Source organism: Pseudomonas sp. F01002, from assembly GCF_004402115.1.
GTDB lineage: Bacteria > Pseudomonadota > Gammaproteobacteria > Pseudomonadales > Pseudomonadaceae > Aquipseudomonas > Aquipseudomonas frigoris.
Map to the genome: position 1 here is coordinate 496 of NZ_SOPU01000021.1, position 17,585 is coordinate 18,080.

Sequence of the window (17,585 nt, forward strand, 5' to 3'; positions counted from 1 at the left end):
TTCTTCCGCCGGTGGCCGGGGCTCGAGGGCTCCGGGGATTTCCGGGGCGAGCAGGGCTAGCGGGCTGAGGTTTTTCAGGGCTTGGACGAGCATGGCGGGCACTCCGGTCGGTGAAAGGCGATGGAGTGATTTAAGGCTGGAGGCGGGAGGGTTGGCTACTGTCAAAAATAACAGGTCAGGAGTAGTTTCCGATGAACGGTAATTCACGACGGGCTGACCCGCGACAAGGAATGCCCGTCCGATCTGTAGCTGATCGGACGGGATTACAGCTAATGAAAAACTGCAAGTCGGCAGCAGTAACCACACGTTTTGCGTCCGTGCTGAAGGTCTTCCTTCTATCGGATAGCTAGCACGTTCGAATAATGGCCAGTTAACTTCCCGGAGCCTTCACCTCCCCAGACCAGATATTTGGTTTTCCTGGCTTGCCACGGCCACCAATAGTTGCTTGGGTCGGTTGACCAGTAATGGTGATTACCCATAGGCCAACGCGCGCCGTAGGCCGCGTGTATTTCGTTGAGCTCGCCCATGCTCGGAATACGCGCCCCGTTGGCGGACGCGGATGCATTCGCAGTTCCCCACGTTGCATTACCCAGGCCTATGCAGTGGATTACCCCCGTCACTGTCACGGTGTAACTCTTGGACTGGCCAGCCGCATCTCTGGCGGTGATAGTGGTTGCCCCCCGGCCACGGACAGTGACAAGACCTGCCCCGTTGACTGCAGCGACACCCGGGTTGCTGGAGGTGTAGGTGTAACCCGGCCGCCCACCGGAGGCTTGGTGCTGCACCGAGTTGCCCGCACCGAACGCCGGCAAGAGCTCAGGATAGTCCCGCAGGATGTACGTCCTGCCACTCAATGTGACCGGGTTGGTATTGAAGTTCAGCGGCGGCAGCGGAACGTCCCTCGTGAAGCTCCGTGTAGCGGAGTTCTGCCCAGTGGCCAGTGCTTTGACGTATATCGAGTGCCCGCCAAGGGCTATTGCCAGCGAGGTTGTCCAGATGCCGGTGGTGCCTCCCCGCGCGGTATGTTTGGCACCATTGTTGTCATAGATCTGCACGTCATACGAAGGCGTTACCTTGCCCGTCAGGCTGACAGATGCGTCGGTGGTTCGGCCTCCGTTGCTCAGCTCTCCTCCTGAATGCCTGACTGAGTCTAGCGTCACAGTAAGGTGGAGCTTGGCCGTAAAGACGTGTGCTGGAGACTCCAACTGATCACCGTAAGCGCCTTGGCTTTAATGGAGTAAACCTTCTGGCTCAGACTGGAGAGCTTGGTGGTTCCATTGCCATTGCCGTCAAGGGGGATGGGGGCACCAATGGCCGCAGCGCCATCATAGAGCTGGATACGCTGATTGGGATCCGCCTTGACGGTCACCGTGACTTCGGTGTCGTAGGTCGTTCCGTTATGAGCGACAGGGCCTTTGGAGTCGTTGAGCGCGGTAATTTTGGGTTCGGTGGCGATACCGATTGTGAACGTCCTCGGTTCACTGTTCTTCTCATCGGCGTCGTACTGGGCAATGGCTATGACACGATGCAAGCCCGCGATAAGCTCCACCGGCTGCGTCCATATTCCGCTCTCATTGACGGTAGGCTGGTCTTTAGAGACTTCGTTTATCTGGACGTCGACTGTTTCACCCCGTGTTGCCGTGCCTTGTATTGTCAGACGTTTGTCGTAGGTCAACGCGCCTTCGGGAATGTCGATATTTTGCGCATTTTTCACGGAGGTGATAATGGGTTTCAGATAGTCGTAGCGTGTGTGGATATTCAGTTGCAGGCTCGGGAAGTCGATCGCGGTGGCTTCATCCGTGCTGCCATCGAAGATCACCTTGCACTTCACGGTGATGTCCGAACGATGAACCAGTTTCAATAACTCCGTTCTGAGCAGTGTTTCGTTCAACCCCTGGGTTGCTTGCGGGTCGCTGAGCGAATGGCCCTTGAGCAAATCGATTATGTAAACGCCGGTGCTGGTGCGCCCCTCGACACTCAGCCAGACACGTTGCCTGGCCGCGCTGAATGGCCAAGACTTCACTAGAACCCTGGCGTCGCCGGTAAACTCCATCAGATCCAGCACCCCTGCCAACGCCAGCGGAACCTCTGGCGTTGGCAGGTCTTTCTCAGGGTCCTGGAAGCCCAGTATGTTCAGTGATAGCTCTTCGGAAGGAGTCCACAGGTTATAACGCTGCACTGCGTAACTGACCGACACCTCGCGACGGATGTTGGCACCGACCACTTTCGCAGGCAGGTGAAACGTGACCGTACCGGAGGCTTCGGCGGGTTTTTCGAGATCTTCCGAAGTGCCATCCCCAGGCGTTCCCCGCCATTTCAATCCAAGTGAGTCCAGCGTTTCATCCATGGATGCGTAGCTTCACTCGATATCAACACCGTTGAGCGCATCCATCGGATTGAGTGTTCCGCTGGGAGCCTGGACAACCTTGGGCGGCGGTAACAGCCCCAACGGTATGCCAACCATTACTTCCAGGGGCGCCGAGTAGCTGTACTTCCGAGTGGCGGCATGCAGGAGGGTATACCTGACGGTGACGTTGTAGCCGATATTGGCCGAGACGAACCTGGCGTCTACCCGGAAGCGTACCGGCTGGCCGATAGTCGTCATCGTGATGGGCACGCTGCCTTGGGTAGTCCCGAAGGGATTGATGCCAATCCAGTGATAAGTCAGTGTGTCGCCCTTGACCCAGTTGACAGGTTTGATCAGCACATGGGCCTGGGTGTAAACCTGAGAGGGATCGATCACCCCGTCCTTGGCTTCCTCGACTTCCGGCGCCGGCAGCGTCGCCCGCAGCGATCCGACCTCGACTCTCAGGAAATCGGATTTGCTGACGCCATATTGGTGGGTGGTGTCGTTGGACACCCGGTAATACAGCTTGAGGCTGCCATTGTTCAACGCCTGGATATGCTCACCCCAAACATAAACAATGACGCCGCCTTCTTTTTGCTCGTCGTCGCTGACGGCGTGTTGCTCTTCATGCACATACGGAGTGGCGTCTGAAGTCGTGCCCTCCCAAATCAGGTTGATCCAGTCCCCGTTGGCAATGCTCGGGTAACGGATTACCACCGTTGCCATCATGGCATCGGCCGGTAGCACGGCTCCGATCACCTCATTGATCGTTGGGGCCGGCAGTTGTGCGGGATCGCCGATCACATCGACAAAGGCGCGTTTGGAAGAGAGGATCTCCCCGCCGACCTTTTTGTGTAACTCATAAGAGGCATCGAGCGTTCCCAGGGCAAAGAGACTTACGAATTCAAAGGGTATGAACCTCTCAAGAATGTGGGGAATATTCGAAACAGTGGCCTCGGCTGTAAATGTTCGTGGCGGGCTCCCCGGCAGCGGGGTGCCAATGACCCTGATTTTAATGATGTCGCCCGGATCGAACTCATCGCCACTCTTCATAAGGATTTGCAGCGTGACGGGTTGATGGTCCAGATCCTTGAGATGAATTTGCCCGTTATCCGCTTCCTTGAAAATGGCCGCATCCAGGCGAGCAGCGCCGGCTTCAACTAAAACAGTGGTGTCTTTTGACCATTTTTCACTGTAATTCCACAGCTCATCATGTACCTCGTAATGGACGCGTACTTTATTGGCGTCACCGGCGGTCAGAATGTCGGCTGGTTGGGCTGTAATTACAATTTCGGCAGTGCCGTCCACTTCTGCCTGCGATAACTCGTGCGACAGGAGAAACACACTGCCCCACTGCACCTGGATGACGTCGCGCAGGGTGATCCCCGGATAAGCCTTGATGGTCATCGGTACACCCTTGGCAGCCCACTCTTTAGTGACGCCATTGTCGATGACATCCTGAGGCAACCGAATCATCTCAAGTGCCGAATGCCAGGGCTTATGAGGTTCCTTATCATCACCGGCGGGTTTGTCCAGTTTGACCAAAAGCTTCAATTGGGCCGACGGGTCGTCGGGTACGGTTTCTCCGGCACGGGTCAATTGGTAATAACACTCTGCCAAGCCCGGTACGACATCGTTTGTTGGCAGGAAAAAGAACAGTCGTTTGTTAAGCTCTTCAGGCTTTACTTTCAGCTCATGGATCAGCTTTTTGTTCCAGAAAATTTTCAGGTGATCATCGACTGCCATTTTGTCGTCGTAGCGGTCAATCACGCATAACATCCCGCCGGCATGCTCTTTGACGACCGCAATATTGATACCGCCATCAGCATCCACGACAGGGCGGATCATCCCCGCGATGAACAACGGCCACAATTGTAGTGGTGTTATGACCGTGGAGAGTTCTTCTCGAGGTATAAACAGGAACCGGCTTAAAGAGGACATGATCAACTCCGTCTGAAGATGAGGGGCGCAGCGCTTCTGCGGGCTTCTCTTCTTTTAGGTCAATTGATCGTCTGCCGGCTACTGTCAGATCTGACAGGTACACACAGGTTTAAGACGAACGGTCGTTCCCCTCACATCGGCTCCGGCGGCCCAATCAACCGCCCCATCACTCCAAACAATCCCAACTCCCGGATCACCTCCAGCTCTCCTTTGGTTTCCACCATCTCCGCAATCAACGGCAAATCAATACTGTTGGTTGCCCGAAATATCGCTTCGATAAATAGCCGTTTATCACTCTGCTCATCAATGTGACGGATGTAAGCACCATCGATTTTCAAGTAAGCCAGCCCCAGTTGAGTCAGGTTGCCGATCTGACCGAAGCTGCCGCCGAAATGCTGCAGACCGATGCGGTAACCGGTGTTGAGCAGGCTGTGGCTCAGGTGTTGCAGTTCTTCCTGAGGTGGCAGTTGGCGTTCGTCGATTTCCAGAATCAGCAGGGGCGCGAGTTCAGGCAGCGATTCGAGCATGTCGAGGATGTGTTGCAGTTGCGCTGGATCGCGCAGGGTGCTGCCGGACAGGCTTAACGCCAGGGGCCAACGATTGACGATGAGGTAGTCGAGGGTCGCTTCGAGCATCGCCAGGTCGAACCGCGCCGACCAGCCGAGACGCTCGATCCACGGCAGGAAATGCCCGGCGGCTATCGCCTCGCCCTGAGGGTCGATCAGGCGCGCGAGGACTTTGTGATGCAGCACCTGGCTGGTGTCGGCGCATTGCACCACCGGCTGGAAATACAGTTGCATCTTGCCGTGGGTCAGGACGTCGTCGATCCAGGTTTGCCAGTCGTTTGGGGACGGGTTCGGCTCGGTGATGGAATCGGCCAAGTGAACCCACGGGCGCTCGGGATGTTGCCGGGCTTCGGTCAACGCCTGATCCAGTCGCAGCAGCACATCACTGGCCGGCTCTCCAGGGTGGTAAGGGACGATCCCCAAATGCGCCACCGGCATCGAGTCACTGGCGCCGGTCAGGCGCAGGTTTTCCAGGGTGGCGCTGATTTCGCAGGCCAAGCGTGCGACGTCGGTGCTGTCCAGGCCTGGCGTCAGCAGGCTGAATTCACCGCCACGATTGCGCGCTGCAAGCCAGGTGCGACGTTCCGGTGGCTGGGTCAGGCGCTTGAGTAATTCACCGACGGCGCTGATCAGCGCATCGGTGCGCTGGCCACCCAAGCGTTGGTTGAGACCGACCAGATCGTTGATCCGCAGCATCAGCAAATGGCCGTCGCTGCTCTGCTCGGAGACCAGCAACTCGTCGGCCAACTCTTCATCCAGCAAGCGTCGATTGGCCAGGCCTGTAAGGTTGTCCTGATAGGACTCGACCCGCAGTTTTTCACTGCGTGCGACCTCTTCGGCGAACAGCGTTTTGAGCTTCTCGACCATCTGGTTCATGGCCAATACCACGCGTTTCAACTCCGGTGTGCGCGGCAGTTTCGGCAGGCTGAGGAACTCGCGTTTGCTGATGGCTTCGGCTTGTTTGACCATTGTGTCGAGTGGACGAAATTGCCGGCGCAGCAACCAGCCACCAAACACGGCACTGAGCAGACCACACACCAGTAACCAGATCAGGCTGCCGAGGGTGCTGTCCCAGAGTTTGGCCAGGGCGAACTGCGGATTGCTCAACACTTCGACCCGTGCCGCCTGGACCCAGCCGCGCATGATCAGCGCTTCGCCACCGGGTGGGTGCAGGTTGACCAGGTTCACAAACCAGGCGGGAACGCCCTCGATTTGCCCCGGCGCACTGCGCTCCACCAGCACCTGCGCATCCTCGATGTTGATGATTCGAATGCTGCTGAAATAACCGCTGTCGAAAATCGAGCTGACCATCAATTCGATCATGGCCGGGTCATCGATTTGCGCCGTCAACGACAAACCCAACGCGGTGGCGGCGTCCTGGGCGTGGGAGCGCAACTGGCCGAGCATCTGGTCGCGAGAGCTTTCCAGGCTGACAAAAAAACTGCCGCTGAACGCCACCAGCAAGAACAGGCAGATGGCGAGAAACAACTGTTTACGCAGTGACATAAATCGCTCCTTGCTCAGGTGGCTAGCCGTCGCCCACGGCGAACCCTTCGGCCTGCATCTTTTTTAGTACGTCCTGCCAGCGCGACAGTTTTTTCGAGTCGCTGCTGCGTTTGCCGCCATTGGCTCCCGGCAAGTACAGGCCTTCTGCGTTGAAGGCGTACACCGGCAGCAAGTCTTTGCGTTGGGAGGCGGGGCGGACCTCGCCGATCAAGTTGTCCAGCACCAGCGGATCGGCCGTGGGGCTGTTGTAGAAAGTCAGCACCATGTGCGCCTGGTTCTGGGTCAGGGCTTTAACGTAGGTGATGCGTAGTTTTTCGCTGGGAATTCCAAGGTGGCGCAGGCTGAAGTATTTCGCCAGTGCGTAGTCCTCGCAGTCAGCGGCACCCTTGATCAGGGATTCGACGGGCGTGGCCCAGTAATCGGTCTGACGCCAGATGCGGGTGTCGTCCAGAAAGTTCAGTTGCTGATTGAAGAAGCGATTGACTGCGTTCAGTTGCTCGCGCTCGGGGGCGTTGACTTCGCCTTGCAGCATCTGACTCCAGGCCTCGATCCGTCCCCGTCCCGGGCCGAGGGTGCCGTAGCGATCTTCGGCGGTTTGCAGAATCTGCGTAAAACTCCAGTTGGCCCCGACACTGCCCAGCCCGGTCAACAGAAAAGTGATCAGCAACAGCCATCCGCCGAGCCGAAGTCGGAGCGTTGACCATCCGGGACTACGCGGACTGCGGGACATGTCTGGCCGCTCGGGTGCAGATGCCTGAAGTCTAGGTGGTGTTTTTGGGGAGGCAGGACAAATCGTCGGTTGGTACGCGGACTTGTAGCAGCTGGCGGAGCCTGCGTTCGGCTGCGAAGCAGTCGTAAATCCTGAATCCCGGGTTTAACTGGAAGACCGCGTTGCCTGATTTCACGACTGCTTCGCAGCCGAACGCAGCCTTCGGCAGCTGCTACAGGGAGCGTGGTGAATTCAGGATTTGCGCAGGGTTTTCTGTTTGAGGATGTAGACGGTCACCAGAACGGCGCTGGTCAGCATGAACCCCCGCGCCCACGGCAGGGGCACCAGATAGCAGGAGAGCAGGATGCTCGCCCACATCAGGCCGATGGCGTAGACCTTGCCTTTGAGCGGGATGCCGTTGCCGCTCAGGTAATCGCGAACCCACGGCCCAAGCCGCGGATGTTCAACCAGCCAATGATAGAAACGCGGCGAACTGCGGGCGAAGCAGGCGGCCGCCAGCAGCAGGAAGGGCGTGGTGGGTAACACTGGCAGGAAAATCCCGATCACCCCCAGCGCTACGCTCAGCCAGCCAATGGCCAGCAGCACGTAACGCAACATCAGGGAGCGGTTGCCTATGGGGTTGTCCATAGGCAAAACCTTAGTGGTGACGAGGCTTGAGGATCGCCGGTTTTTCGTCTGGCGCCTGGCATAGCAGGTACAGCGCGGTCAGGGCTTCCGGGATCTGCACGATCATGTCGTCCATCAGGTTGGCGTCTTTGGCGATGTCTTCGAACTCAGGCTGTTCGTCGAACAGACCCGAACCGACCATGATCGGCAGCAGCATTTCGCTGACTTCGTCTTCGGCGGTTTCGAACCAGGCCGCTTCGCGCAGGAACACGCCTTCCATGAAACCGATGCACCAGCCGCGCAGGTCGGAGTCATCCGGCTCTTCGCCCAGGTCCAGGTCGCAGGGCAGCTCGAACTCTTCATCGGATGCCAGTTGGCGAGCGATGTGAGCCTTGAGGGCCAACAGGGTGGATTCGATCGCTTCACGCTCGGTGTCGTCGGCGTAATGCGGCTCTTCGGCGAAGAGGGCGTCGATCCATTCACGGTCGGGAACGGTTTCGGAACAGATCGACAGCGCAGTGAGGTAGCCGTGGGCGGCCACGTAGTCCAGCGCCTCGTCATGCAGTTCGTCGGCGTCGAGGAAGACTTGCAGGCGGGTTAGTTGCTCAGCGAAGGACATTAAAGGGCTACCTTGGGAATTAAACAGATGCGGGAATTCTAGGCCTTCTTGAGCGCTTGGGCCAGCCGCGCGGCATATTTGCCCCATCGCGGCCCCGCGAAACACCGCAATCCCTGTGGGAGCGGGCTTGCTCGCGAAAGCGGTGTTTCAGTCAACGCAAATGTTGAACGTTAAGCCGCCTTCGCGAGCAAGCCCGCTCCCACAGGGATTGCGCCAGATTGACTTTCGTATGTCTTCTCAGTGGCACCCTTTGCCGGACATCGCTCGGGTATACTCGCGCGTTTTGTGATGCCCTGCCGGCGTCGCGGCTGGAATGTGAAGCGTCATGCAATGCGCACTTACGATTTGTCGGTGCAGCCTTCGTGGTTCTGAACCAGCCTTGCAGGGATGTTTTTGTGATTTTTGGAGTTTCTATGCTCGAACAGGCTCAACGCGTCCTCAAGGACATCTTCGGCTACGACAGTTTCCGTGGCCGTCAGGGTGCAATCATTGAGCGCGTGGCCAGTGGCGGCGACGCCCTGGTGCTGATGCCTACCGGTGGCGGCAAGTCATTGTGCTTCCAGGTGCCGGCGCTGTTGCGCGAAGGCCTGGCGGTGGTGGTGTCGCCGCTGATCGCACTGATGGATGACCAGGTCGCCACCCTCGAAGAGCTGGGCGTCGCGGCGGCGGCATTGAATTCCACGCTAAGCGCCGAGCAGCAGCGCGATCTGGCGGCACGGATCAAGCGCGGTGAAGTGAAAATGCTTTATCTCGCGCCCGAGCGTCTGGTTCAGCCACGGATGCTGGCTTTCCTGCAAAGTCTTGAAATTGCCCTGTTCGCCATCGATGAAGCCCACTGCGTGTCCCAATGGGGCCACGACTTCCGCCGCGAATACCTGCAATTGGGCCAGTTGGCGGAACTGTTCCCCAACGTCCCGCGTATCGCCCTGACCGCCACCGCCGACAAGCGTACCCGGGAAGAAATCGTCGACCGCCTTCATCTTCAGGATGCCGAGCGCTTTCTGTCGAGTTTCGACCGTCCCAACATTTTCTATCGCATCGTGCCCAAAGAGCAGCCGCGCAAGCAGTTGCTGGCGTTCCTCGCCGAACGGCGCAGCGATGCCGGCATTGTCTATTGCCTGTCGCGCAAGAAAGTCGATGAAGTGGCGGTGTTCCTCAGCGAGCAAGGCTTCCCGGCACTGCCGTACCACGCCGGCCTGCCCAACGATACCCGGGCTCACCACCAGAAGCGCTTCCTTAATGAGGAAGGCCTGATCATGGTCGCCACCGTGGCGTTCGGCATGGGCATCGACAAGCCCAACGTGCGCTTTGTCGCTCACCTCGATTTGCCAAAATCCCTTGAGGCTTACTACCAGGAAACCGGTCGCGGCGGCCGTGACGGTCTGCCGGCAGACGCCTGGATGGCTTACGGCCTGCAAGACGTGGTGATGCTCAAGCAGATGTTGCAGAACTCCGAGGGCGACGAGCGCCACAAACGTCTGGAGCAGCACAAGCTCGACGCCATGCTCTCGCTCTGCGAAGAAACCCGCTGCCGTCGCCAGACGCTGCTGGCCTATTTCGACGAAGACATGCCTGAGCCGTGCGGCCATTGCGACAACTGCGTCGATGGCGTGCAGACCTGGGACGCCACCGAGCCGGCCCGTCAGGCGCTTTCGGCGATCTACCGCACCGGCCAGCGCTACGGTGTCGGGCATTTGGTCGATGTATTGCTGGGCAAGGACAACGAAAAGGTTCGCAGCTTCGGCCATCAACATCTGTCGGTGTATGGCGTTGGCAAAGCAATGGGCGAGAGCGAATGGCGCTCCTTGTTCCGTCAGCTGGTTGCCCGCGGTCTGGCGGACATCGACCTGGAAGGCTACGGCGGCCTGCGTCTGAGTGACACCTGTCGTCCGCTGCTCAAGGGCGAAGTGACCCTGGAGCTGCGTCGCGACCTCAAGCCGCAAACCACGGCCAAAAGCAGCAAGAGCCAGGCGAGCCAGCTGGTTCGCGGCGAAGAGCGCGAACAGTGGGAAGCCTTGCGTGCCCTGCGTCGCAAGCTCGCCGAAGAGCATGGTGTGCCGCCGTACGTCATCTTCCCCGATTCAACGCTGCTGGAAATGCTCCGCAGCCAGCCGACCTCGCTGTCGGAAATGGCCACGGTCAGCGGCGTTGGCGCGCGCAAGCTGGAGCGTTACGGCGAGGCCTTCCTCGAAGTCCTCGGCGGGCAAGTCGAGGCGCCGAAAGTGGTGGCCGACCTGCGCCACGAACTGATCACCCTGGCCCGAGCCGGCATGACACCGTTGCAGACCGCCGGTCAGCTGCAATGCTCGGAAAAGAACGTCTACACCCTGCTCGCCGAAGCGATTGGCAAGCAGCAGTTGTCGCTGGAGCAAGCGCTGGATTTGCCCGAAGAGTTGATGGGCGAAATCCAGGACGCGTTCCTCGACGGCGAGGGCGAATTGCCGCCCGTGTCGGAGATTGCCGCACTGTTCGCCGGGAGAGTGCCGGAAGGGGTTTTGTACTGTGTTCGGGCGGCGCTGCAATCCGAATTCGAGATTTAGGTGACCTGCCACATAGATGTAACGATTCAGTACAGAGCAAGCCTTGCCTCCAGCCAAGGGTCATGCTTAGCTGACTAATAATTAGTTTTTCTTTATTTCAGTCTAATCATGAGTGTTTTATGCCGTTAACCGACCAACACCGTTTTGGCATGCAACTGGCCCAGATGTCGCGCGGCTGGCGTGCCGAACTGGACCGCCGTCTGGCTGGCCTGGGACTGTCCCAGGCGCGCTGGCTGGTGCTGCTGCACCTGGCGCGTTTTGACGATGCCCCGACCCAGCGTGAACTGGCGCAAAGCGTCGGCGTTGAAGGGCCGACCCTGGCTCGTCTGCTCGACAGCCTCGAAAACCAAGGACTGGTGCAACGTCAATCGGTGCTGGAAGACCGCCGGGCGAAGAAAATCGTCCTCTGTGCCCCGGCCCTTCCCTTGATCGAACAAATTGAAACCATTGCCACCCAACTGCGCCACGAATTGTTCGACGGCGTCGATGAGGCGGACTTGAAGGTCTGCATGCGTGTCCACGGGCACATTCTGGCGAACCTGGAAAAGTCTTGAGGCATTAACGCACCCAGGACTTTTGAGATACCCCGTTGGGCAGACTATAAAGAACTACTTGGCAATATCGTGTTCGTACCGGATGTGCGAACGCGTACAAGATGGTTCTGGTTATCTAAGGGATGCTCATGCTCGAGAGTTGGCACATGGTTTTGCGGTGTTGCGCCAGGCTGCTTCTGGTCGGTGGTGCTGTCACTTACTCGGCATTGGCGCCCGCGTTGGGCTTGGGTGATATAACCCTGCATTCGGCGCTGAATCAGCCGTTTCGCGCCGACATCGCACTGGAAGATGCCGCAGGTCTGGAGGAGGGTGAGCTCTCGGTCAGCCTCGCGACAGCGGACGAGTTCAGCCGCGCCGGCATCGATCGGGTGTTCTTCCTCAATAATCTGAAATTCACGCCGATCCTGCGCGGCAACCGCAGCCTGATCCGGGTGAGCTCCAGCAAACCGGTCAATGAACCTTTCCTGAATTTCCTGGTGCAGCTCAATCAGCCCAACGGGCGCGTGCTGCGCGAGTACACGGTCCTGATCGATCCGCCGGGTTCGCCGGGGATTGTTCCCGTCACTGACGAACCGTTGACCGACGTTCAGTCCTCTGGATTCCCGACGGTTGAGCCGGCCGATGCAAAGCCACCTGCGGCGAAGGGCAAAAAGCCCCCGGCTCCTCGCGTCGATCAACCTGCCGCAGCGCCTGTGAGTGATCCCGTTGCCGAACAACTGGCCGCCAGCGTGCTGCAAAACCAGCAGCTGCAAGCAACCATCGATGAATTGACTGCGAAGCTTCAGGCCCAGGAGGAGCAGGTCGCCGGTCAGAAAAAGCAGGTGACTGAACTGCAAACCCAATTGGCGGAAATCAAGACCGCAGCGGCAGAGCCGGTTGCACCCGTCGTTGTGGCTCCCGCGCCGGCCATTGTTGAAGAGCCTGAGGCTACCAACTGGGGGCTGATTGTCGGGTTACTGGCGGTGGTGGCTCTGGTGTTGCTGGGGTTGTTCGTTCGGCGTCAACGACAACAGGTTCAGGCATTGCCCGACGCTTTACCTGTTTTGCCATCACCGCATGAACCGGTGCTCAATCGCACGGCAGAACCGGTTGCCCAATCTTCAGAGTTGCAACCGGCAACTGAATCGGGTGAAGAGACGCCCGCAGGCGATGTACTCGAAGGGGTCGGAATCTATCTGGCGTATGGCCGTTTTTCCGAAGCGGCCGGTTTGTTGCGAGAGGCGCTGATCAAGGCACCGCAGCGAACGGATCTAGCCGTTCAGCTGTTGGAAGTCTTGGGTAAACAGGGTGACGTACCCGCCTATGAAGCACAGGAAAACAACCTGCGTCACGCCGGATACGACCTGCAAGAACTTAAGAATATTCGCGCCCGACACCCGAAATTGAGCAGTGCGGTAGCGTTGACCGTCGCAGCTTCAATCATTCCCCCCAAGGTTGCGATTGCCGAAGCAGCACCCAACGATGAGTTCCAGTTGAACCTGGATGACCTGTCGATGGATTCGAGTTGGGACTTGATCAGCCCTTTTGAGGACTCGCCTTCCGCCGCGAAGCCATCGAGCGAATCCGCGTCGGTCGAGCCGCCGTTTGTCTCGAACCTGCACGTCTTGCCCGAGGTGTTTGAAATGCCTGACGACTCGACGCTGGACGAGCCCGAACTTGAATGGGTCGCCGAGCCTGATTCGCAGTCTCTGGATGACACCTTTCTCAACGAGTTCGGCGACCCCGGCCAGTCGCTGGAACTGGAACTGGAACCGCTGAACCTGGAACCGGCCGAGCCGAGCAGCGCCGATAAACTGGAACAAGCCCAGACCTGCATTGATGACGGCGATCTGGACTGCGCCATCGAACTGCTTAACGAGTTGCTCAAGGAAGGTAACGAGCCGCTTAAGCAGACCGCCCGGAACCTGCTCGCCGGGCTATCATAGCGGCGCCCTCTGGCTCAGGAGTTTCGCCGATCATGACTGCACGCAAACCGGAAATCATCATCACGTATTGCACGCAATGCCAGTGGCTGTTGCGTGCTGCCTGGCTGGCCCAGGAGCTGCTCAGCACCTTCGGTGACGATCTGGGCAAAGTGTCGCTGGTGCCCGGCACCGGTGGGGTGTTTCACATTTTCTGTGACGATGTGCAGATCTGGGAGCGCAAGGCCGATGGCGGTTTTCCGGAGGCCAAAGTGCTGAAGCAGCGGGTCCGCGATCAAATTGATCCGGACCGCGACCTGGGGCACAACGACCGCACTCAGTGAGAGGCGGCTTCTGCCGCAACGGTCTTCTTGCTTGAACCGCCCGAGAGTCGGCTGGAGACCACGATCGCCACGATGATCAGCGCGCCACCGATCAGCATGCGCAGTGTCGGGTTTTCATCAAACAGCAGCCAGGCCACAGTGATGCCGTAAACCGGCTCCAGGGCGAACACCACAGCCGCGGTCCGCGCCTTGATCACTGCCAGGCTGGCGACAAACAGACTATGAGCGACGCCGGTGCAGAACACCCCGAGCAGACCGATCCACAACCAGTCGATGGCGAGCACTTCGCTCAACTGCGGTGCCGCCACCGGCAACAGGCACAACGCGACCACCACGTTCTGACACAGCGCAGCCTGCACCGCCGGGATTCGCCCGGAGCTGGCGCGGTTGGTCAGCGATAGCAGAGAGAACAGCAAGCCTGAACCCACCGCCCACAGCAGACCAATTGTGGCGCCGCTGGCCAGATCGAAATCAGGGGTGACGAGCACCAGCCCGACACTGACCAGCACCACCAGCAGGATTTCGTTGGCGCGAATTCGCTCGCGGAAAATCAACCCTTCAAGGATCACGGTAAATGCCGGGAAGCTGGCGAAACCCAGGGTCGCGATTGCCACGCCTGCGACCTTCACCGCGATGAAGAAACTCACCCAGTGCCCGGCCAGCAGTAAGCCGCTGAGCAACAGTCGGCGCCAGTCCACAGCCTCGAGTTTCTGCCAGCGAGTAGTACTGGCGAACCGCGCAAAAACGGCTAACGCCAGCACGGCGAACGCGGCACGACCAAAAACGATAATGGCGGGGGAAGCCGCAGCAAGTTTGCCGAACACACCGGTCAAGCCGAACATCAGTGCGCCGATATGCAGGGCGCCAAGGGCGGTACGGGGAGTCATTGCAATCCTTGATATTGAACCGGGCCAACAGACACCGCCGGCCACTGTAGGAGCTGGCGAAGCCTGCGATCTTTTGATCTTGATCTTAAGCGATCCCGAAAAAGCAGAATCAAGATCAAAAGATCGCAGCCTTCGGCAGCTCCTACATTGAACCGTGTGAAGCCAGTTGTGTCTGTCGGCAAACTATTGCCTTTTGTCGCAAACCTCGCGCCGCAATTTGCCGGGTGAGGCACCGAACTCCCGCAACACCGCCGCCGCGAAGGCGCTCTGTGAACTGTAACCGACCCGACTGGCAATCTCGCCGATCGGCAGCGCCGAATCCCGCAACAAGCCCACGGCCATGTGCAAACGTCGACTGCGGATGTAATCCATCGGCGTCTGCCCGCATTCAGCAACGAACCGTGCATGCAGCCGAGCGCTGGACAGACCGGCGACGCGCGCCAGATCGGCGACTTGAAGTGGATAGGCAGCGTACTGATCGATGTGCGCATTCAGCGCGGCATAAGGCAGGCGCCGACCGCCGACGATCTCGGGTTTGGCGTTGTTGAGGCTGGCCAGCAACAACACCGCGCCTTGTTGCGCGATCAGTGGATCGCTGACTTGACTGCCCGCCAACCAACTGACCAATTGGCTTTGCCCGGCATCCAGCGACAGGCGACCGGCGTTGTCGAGTAAACGACGACTGGCTTCGGCGTGATCACCCAGGGACTGAGAAACCCATTGGTCGCTGGGCACATCCAGTACCAGGCAACGGCTGCCATTGGCGCTACCGCAGGCGTGATGGAAACCGGATGGCACCACCACGAAACTCTGCTGGACCACCTGGCTGCCACGCCCGTCGACCTCGAAATCCAGCGCACCCGACAGCCCGAACACCAGCTGCGCGTGGTCGTGGCTATGGACGATCAGGTCATGAGTGTATTGGCGTAGCGTGAGGATCGGTCTCATCGCAGGTCTCCAGGGCTTGGCGGCCAGTCTACACCGAGGGCAATCGTGGGGCGCTGTCACAGGACTGACTCGCCACTGTCATGGGCAATTAACCCGACCGGCGCAAAGTTGCAAAAACTTTTGCAGAGGGTTGCCCATGACCAGCGCCGAGCTCGCCAAACCCAGTCGTAAACAACGTGTGCGGACCTTGTGGATTTCCGACGTGCATCTGGGTACCCGGGATTGCCAGGCCGAACACCTGTCGCAGTTTCTCAAGGGCTATCACGCGGACAAGATCTACCTGGTCGGCGACATCATCGATGGCTGGAAGCTGCGCGGCGGCATGTACTGGCCTCAGGCGCACACGAATGTGATCCGTCGCCTGCTGACCATGAGCAAGCGCGGCACCGAGGTGATCTACGTCACCGGCAACCACGACGAATTCCTGCGCCGCTACTCGAAGCTGATTCTGGGCAATATCCAACTGGTGGATGAAGCCGTGCACGTGACCGCCGATGGTCGCCATCTTCTGGTCATTCATGGCGACCAGTTTGACGTGATCACGAGGTATCACCGCTGGCTGGCCTTTCTCGGCGACTCGGCCTACGAATTCACCCTGACCCTCAACCGCTGGCTCAACCATTGGCGCGCCCGTTATGGCTACGGTTACTGGTCGCTGTCGGCGTATCTCAAACACAAGGTCAAAACCGCGGTCAGCTTCATCAGCGATTTCGAAGAAGCCATCGCTCACGAATGCGTCAAGCGCGAGTTGCACGGGGTGGTGTGCGGGCACATTCACCATGCCGAGATTCGCAAGGTCGGCGGGGTGGATTACCTCAATTGCGGGGATTGGGTGGAGTCGTGCACCGCGCTGATCGAGCATTGGGATGGCTCGATCGAGTTGTACCGATTGGCGGATGCCCAGGCGCGGGAGGCTGAGTTGAAGGCCATCAAAATCGCAGAGCCGGCATAGGCCGCAAAAGCAAAGATCGTCCGAACGCGGCCCGAACCTTCGGCAGCTCCTACATGGAAACGCGACCCCTTGTAGGAGCTGCCGAAGGCTGCGATCTTTTGATTTCAGGCTGGCGAATGTTCTTCCATCGCCGCCTTGTAAATCGAGTGCTTGGGTTGCGCAAACAGCCGTTCGATCATCGGTTCAAAGAAGCTCAGCGGCAGTGTGTCATACGCCGGATCAAACGCCGCTGCATCATATTTGGCGCAAAACTCAATGGTCGCCTGATACTGCGGATGCCCGCTGAATTGCTCGCGTAGATGCCGGTCCATCCCTAGATGATGGAAGAAGTAATACCCCTGGAAAATCCCGTGCTTCTCGACCATCCACAGGTTCTCGGCGCTGACGAACGGCTTGAGGATTGCCGCAGCGATGTCCGGGTGGTTGTAGGAACCCAAGGTGTCGCCAATGTCGTGAAGCAGCGCGCAGACCACGTATTCTTCATCCCGGCCATCGCGCCAGGCACGGCTGGCGGTTTGCAGGGAATGGGTCAGACGATCCACCGGGAAGCCGCCAAAGTCGCCCTCCAGTAATTTCAGATGCGCCACAATCCGTGTCGGCAATTGCCTAGCATAGGCACTGAAATCTGCGGCGATGATCGCCCAGTCTTCCTGCGTGCCGTCCTGCATGTGGGTGAAACGGGCGTTGGCATTCATCGGCGGTCCTCCTGTGGTTCATTGGGCCTAGAACGGCACGCGACCCAGAATCATGTCTCGGTACATAACGAAATCGCCGAGCAGGCTGTAAAACGGATGTTGAAAGGTCGCAGGACGATTCCTCTCGAAGAAGAAATGCCCGGCCCAGGCGAAGCTGTAACCCGCCAGCGGTAGAGCCAACAACAGCATCCAGGCGCCTTTGCCGATGGTCAGGGCCAGGATGAAAATAACCAGCGTCGTGCCGATAAAGTGCAGTCGTCGGCACGTACTGTTGCTGTGTTCGCTGAGGTAATACGGGTAGAACTCAGCGAAGCTGTTGAAACGTTTGATGTTTTCCACGACTGCGATCTCTGTGGTTATTGTTCTGACTGCAAGTTGTTCTGCGGGTAGCTTATTTGAGTCTAGAGTGATCATTGGCATCAGCCAGTGACAATAGGCGCCACTTTAGT

16 protein-coding genes are annotated in these 17,585 nt (G+C 58.7%); 5 read left to right on the top strand and 11 right to left on the bottom strand.

Going from position 1 to position 17,585, the window contains the following annotated elements; all coding sequences use genetic code 11:
• Positions 1 to 335 precede the first annotated feature (335 nt).
• From E3W21_RS32145 to E3W21_RS18170, 7 genes are all read right to left on the bottom strand, one after another.
• Positions 336 to 1,160 carry an Ig-like domain-containing protein gene (locus E3W21_RS32145; protein ID WP_305955692.1) on the bottom strand — a complete coding sequence of 275 codons (825 nt, stop codon included), beginning with the start codon at positions 1,158 to 1,160 and terminating at the stop codon, positions 336 to 338.
• Entirely contained in the window at positions 1,157 to 2,347 is a 1,191-nt protein-coding gene (locus tag E3W21_RS31830; protein ID WP_256661581.1) for an Ig-like domain-containing protein, read from the bottom strand. Before E3W21_RS31830 ends, E3W21_RS32145 begins: the two co-directional genes overlap by 4 nt.
• A 12-nt stretch (positions 2,348 to 2,359) precedes the next feature.
• Complete coding sequence (locus E3W21_RS31835; RefSeq protein ID WP_256661582.1) at positions 2,360 to 4,288, bottom strand: hypothetical protein; 1,929 nt, start codon at positions 4,286 to 4,288, stop codon at positions 2,360 to 2,362.
• Between the two features lie 131 nt (positions 4,289 to 4,419).
• Complete coding sequence (gene lapD, locus E3W21_RS18155; RefSeq protein WP_134421337.1) at positions 4,420 to 6,360, bottom strand: cyclic di-GMP receptor LapD; 1,941 nt, start codon at positions 6,358 to 6,360, stop codon at positions 4,420 to 4,422.
• Between the two features lie 22 nt (positions 6,361 to 6,382).
• Positions 6,383 to 7,090 (bottom strand): cysteine protease LapG, encoded by a 708-nt coding sequence (gene lapG, locus E3W21_RS18160; protein WP_134421338.1) that lies wholly within the window; start codon positions 7,088 to 7,090, stop codon positions 6,383 to 6,385.
• A gap of 231 nt (positions 7,091 to 7,321) precedes the next feature.
• A complete protein-coding gene (locus E3W21_RS18165; RefSeq protein WP_046055970.1) occupies positions 7,322 to 7,717 on the bottom strand; it encodes a YbaN family protein in 396 nt (131 codons plus the stop codon).
• 10 nt (positions 7,718 to 7,727) lie between these two features.
• The gene (locus tag E3W21_RS18170) at positions 7,728 to 8,315 is read right to left on the bottom strand and encodes a YecA family protein (RefSeq protein WP_008156162.1); all 588 of its coding nucleotides are present in this window, start codon (positions 8,313 to 8,315) and stop codon (positions 7,728 to 7,730) included.
• A 413-nt stretch (positions 8,316 to 8,728) separates the two neighbouring features.
• On the opposite strand from E3W21_RS18170, the gene recQ reads away from it, so the two are divergent.
• From recQ to E3W21_RS18195, 4 genes are all read left to right on the top strand, one after another.
• Positions 8,729 to 10,855, top strand: a complete 2,127-nt coding sequence (gene recQ / locus E3W21_RS18180; protein WP_134421339.1) for a DNA helicase RecQ — start codon at positions 8,729 to 8,731, stop codon at positions 10,853 to 10,855.
• 119 nt (positions 10,856 to 10,974) lie between these two features.
• Positions 10,975 to 11,409 (top strand): MarR family transcriptional regulator, encoded by a 435-nt coding sequence (locus tag E3W21_RS18185; protein WP_129442102.1) that lies wholly within the window; start codon positions 10,975 to 10,977, stop codon positions 11,407 to 11,409.
• Positions 11,410 to 11,537: 128 nt separating this feature from the next.
• Positions 11,538 to 13,334 carry a FimV/HubP family polar landmark protein gene (locus tag E3W21_RS18190; protein WP_134421340.1) on the top strand — a complete coding sequence of 599 codons (1,797 nt, stop codon included), beginning with the start codon at positions 11,538 to 11,540 and terminating at the stop codon, positions 13,332 to 13,334.
• 32 nt (positions 13,335 to 13,366) lie between these two features.
• The gene (locus E3W21_RS18195) at positions 13,367 to 13,654 is read left to right on the top strand and encodes a SelT/SelW/SelH family protein (RefSeq protein ID WP_033055915.1); all 288 of its coding nucleotides are present in this window, start codon (positions 13,367 to 13,369) and stop codon (positions 13,652 to 13,654) included.
• Here E3W21_RS18195 and E3W21_RS18200 read toward each other — a convergent pair.
• Positions 13,648 to 14,541 (bottom strand): DMT family transporter, encoded by an 894-nt coding sequence (locus tag E3W21_RS18200; protein ID WP_134421341.1) that lies wholly within the window; start codon positions 14,539 to 14,541, stop codon positions 13,648 to 13,650. The two genes, E3W21_RS18195 and E3W21_RS18200, sit on opposite strands and share 7 nt — an antisense overlap.
• A 183-nt stretch (positions 14,542 to 14,724) precedes the next feature.
• Positions 14,725 to 15,489 (bottom strand): AraC family transcriptional regulator, encoded by a 765-nt coding sequence (locus tag E3W21_RS18205; RefSeq protein ID WP_134421342.1) that lies wholly within the window; start codon positions 15,487 to 15,489, stop codon positions 14,725 to 14,727.
• A gap of 136 nt (positions 15,490 to 15,625) precedes the next feature.
• Between E3W21_RS18205 and E3W21_RS18210 the strand changes: the two genes are divergently transcribed.
• Positions 15,626 to 16,441 (top strand): UDP-2,3-diacylglucosamine diphosphatase, encoded by an 816-nt coding sequence (locus E3W21_RS18210; protein ID WP_008156147.1) that lies wholly within the window; start codon positions 15,626 to 15,628, stop codon positions 16,439 to 16,441.
• Between the two features lie 104 nt (positions 16,442 to 16,545).
• Here the strand turns inward: E3W21_RS18210 and E3W21_RS18215 are convergent, their stop codons facing one another.
• Positions 16,546 to 17,136, bottom strand: a complete 591-nt coding sequence (locus tag E3W21_RS18215) for an HD domain-containing protein (RefSeq protein WP_134421343.1) — start codon at positions 17,134 to 17,136, stop codon at positions 16,546 to 16,548.
• A 27-nt stretch (positions 17,137 to 17,163) separates the two neighbouring features.
• Positions 17,164 to 17,475 carry a DUF962 domain-containing protein gene (locus tag E3W21_RS18220; protein ID WP_129442112.1) on the bottom strand — a complete coding sequence of 104 codons (312 nt, stop codon included), beginning with the start codon at positions 17,473 to 17,475 and terminating at the stop codon, positions 17,164 to 17,166.
• Between the last annotated feature and the right edge of the window lie 110 nt (positions 17,476 to 17,585).

Excerpts from the sequence above, each read along its gene's own strand:
- E3W21_RS31830 (WP_256661581.1), bottom strand. The coding sequence starts at position 2,347 with ATGGATGAAACGCTGGACTCACTTGGATTGAAATGGCGGGGAACGCCT.
- E3W21_RS31835 (WP_256661582.1), bottom strand. The coding sequence starts at position 4,288 with ATGTCCTCTTTAAGCCGGTTCCTGTTTATACCTCGAGAAGAACTCTCC.
- lapD (WP_134421337.1), bottom strand. The coding sequence starts at position 6,360 with ATGTCACTGCGTAAACAGTTGTTTCTCGCCATCTGCCTGTTCTTGCTG.
- lapG (WP_134421338.1), bottom strand. The coding sequence starts at position 7,090 with ATGTCCCGCAGTCCGCGTAGTCCCGGATGGTCAACGCTCCGACTTCGG.
- E3W21_RS18165 (WP_046055970.1), bottom strand. The coding sequence starts at position 7,717 with ATGGACAACCCCATAGGCAACCGCTCCCTGATGTTGCGTTACGTGCTG.
- E3W21_RS18170 (WP_008156162.1), bottom strand. The coding sequence starts at position 8,315 with ATGTCCTTCGCTGAGCAACTAACCCGCCTGCAAGTCTTCCTCGACGCC.
- recQ (WP_134421339.1), top strand. The coding sequence starts at position 8,729 with ATGCTCGAACAGGCTCAACGCGTCCTCAAGGACATCTTCGGCTACGAC.
- E3W21_RS18185 (WP_129442102.1), top strand. The coding sequence starts at position 10,975 with ATGCCGTTAACCGACCAACACCGTTTTGGCATGCAACTGGCCCAGATG.
- E3W21_RS18190 (WP_134421340.1), top strand. The coding sequence starts at position 11,538 with ATGCTCGAGAGTTGGCACATGGTTTTGCGGTGTTGCGCCAGGCTGCTT.
- E3W21_RS18195 (WP_033055915.1), top strand. The coding sequence starts at position 13,367 with ATGACTGCACGCAAACCGGAAATCATCATCACGTATTGCACGCAATGC.
- E3W21_RS18200 (WP_134421341.1), bottom strand. The coding sequence starts at position 14,541 with ATGACTCCCCGTACCGCCCTTGGCGCCCTGCATATCGGCGCACTGATG.
- E3W21_RS18205 (WP_134421342.1), bottom strand. The coding sequence starts at position 15,489 with ATGAGACCGATCCTCACGCTACGCCAATACACTCATGACCTGATCGTC.
- E3W21_RS18210 (WP_008156147.1), top strand. The coding sequence starts at position 15,626 with ATGACCAGCGCCGAGCTCGCCAAACCCAGTCGTAAACAACGTGTGCGG.
- E3W21_RS18215 (WP_134421343.1), bottom strand. The coding sequence starts at position 17,136 with ATGAATGCCAACGCCCGTTTCACCCACATGCAGGACGGCACGCAGGAA.